Annotated in this window: 1 protein-coding gene and 1 pseudogene; both read right to left on the bottom strand. The window is 50.0% G+C overall.

Translation table 11 applies throughout. From position 1 onward, the window contains the following. Window positions 1-129: 129 nt before the first annotated feature. The gene (locus C4F37_RS27015; RefSeq protein ID WP_001617865.1) at window positions 130-1,005 is read right to left on the bottom strand and encodes an extended-spectrum class A beta-lactamase CTX-M-14; all 876 of its coding nucleotides are present in this window, start codon (window positions 1,003-1,005) and stop codon (window positions 130-132) included. Window positions 1,006-1,254: 249 nt separating this feature from the next. Further along, window positions 1,255-1,542 (bottom strand): annotated as a pseudogene (locus tag C4F37_RS27010) (transposase); the annotation flags it as partial. Window positions 1,543-1,671 lie beyond the last annotated feature (129 nt).

The following is a 1,671-nucleotide window of genomic DNA, read 5'->3' as shown; positions in this document are numbered from 1 at the left end:
GCTTTATTGTAGGTGGGCCAGTTGGTGATTTTGAACTTTTGCTTTGCCACGGAACGGTCTGCGTTGTCGGGAAGATACGTGATCTGATCCTTCAACTCAGCAAAAGTTCGATTTATTCAACAAAACCAGTTACAGCCCTTCGGCGATGATTCTCGCCGCTGAAGCCAGCACATCGCGGCGGCTCTCTGCGTTCTGTTGCGGCTGGGTAAAATAGGTCACCAGAACCAGCGGCGCACGACCCTGCGGCCAGATCACCGCAATATCATTGGTGGTGCCGTAGTCGCCGCTGCCGGTCTTATCACCCACAGTCCACGACGTCGGTAAGCCGGCCCGAATGCTGGCTGCGCCGGTCGTATTGCCTTTGAGCCACGTCACCAACTGCGCCCGCTGGGTTTCGCCCAGCGCATGACCCAGCGTAAGCTGACGCAACGTCTGCGCCATCGCCCGCGGCGTGGTGGTGTCTCTCGGGTCGCCGGGAATGGCGGTATTCAGCGTAGGTTCAGTGCGATCCAGACGAAACGTCTCATCGCCGATCGCGCGGGCAAAAGCCGTCACGCCTCCCGGGCCACCGAGCTGGGCAATCAATTTGTTCATGGCGGTATTGTCGCTGTACTGCAACGCGGCCGCGCTCAGTTCTGCCAGCGTCATTGTGCCGTTGACGTGTTTTTCGGCAATCGGATTGTAGTTAACCAGATCGGCAGGCTTGATCTCGACAGGCTGATTAAGCAGCTGCTTTTGCGTTTCACTCTGCTTAAGCACCGCCGCGGCCGCCATAACTTTACTGGTACTGCACATTGGAAAGCGTTCATCACCGCGATAAAGCACCTGCGTATTATCTGCGGTATCGATGAGCGCGACGCCCAGCCGCCCTCCGCTGCTTTTCTCCAGCGCCGCCAGCTTTTGCTGCACCGCACTCGTCTGCGCATAAAGCGGCGCGCTGCCCAGCAGCAGCGGAATGCACGCCGCCGCCGCGAACATCATCCGTTGCACTCTCTTTGTCACCATCTCAAACTCCCAATACGGTCAATCCGTGTTACATCAGTATTCCCTAAATTCCACGTGTGTTTTTTATTAGCTTCAAAAATCACTATTTCACGAAGAATTTAGACTGCTTCTCACACATTGTAACATTATTTACAACCACCTTTCAATCATTTTTGATAAATCATTGATTTCATCTTTGCTGCAATGATACTTAATAAACTCTGCAAGTTATCCACAGAGCAACACTCAATTTTATTGATGATATTCTTATTATACCAGACATTTTTCATACACTCCCTTGTACGGATAGTTTTCCGACAACTTCATGATTACATATCTTGCGGTTTTGATTATTTTTGCTGCAAGAAATACATACTTCAAACGAAAGGTCTTTATTTGCTGTCTGTATTCTGAAGAGTCCAAGGAATCAAACTTGAACAACAAAAATAGGTTATATGAAAGCATCATCATTTGAAACACGGCTTCATTCGCCCAAAATGACTTTAGCAAGAGATGACCCACCGCCATGTCGTATTTGGCTTCTTTGATATAGTTTTCAGGGCACTGTTGCAAATAGTCGGTGGTGATAAACTTATCATCCCCTTTTGCTGATGGAGCTGCACATGAACCCATTCAAAGGCCGGCATTTTCAGCGTGACATCATTCTGTGGGCCGTACGCTGGTACT

This window comes from Escherichia sp. R1 (genome assembly GCF_003000935.1).
Taxonomy (GTDB): Bacteria; Pseudomonadota; Gammaproteobacteria; order Enterobacterales; family Enterobacteriaceae; genus Escherichia; species Escherichia coli.
Note: the sequence above shows the minus strand (reverse complement) of the source record. Positions and strands in the feature narration are given on the sequence as shown.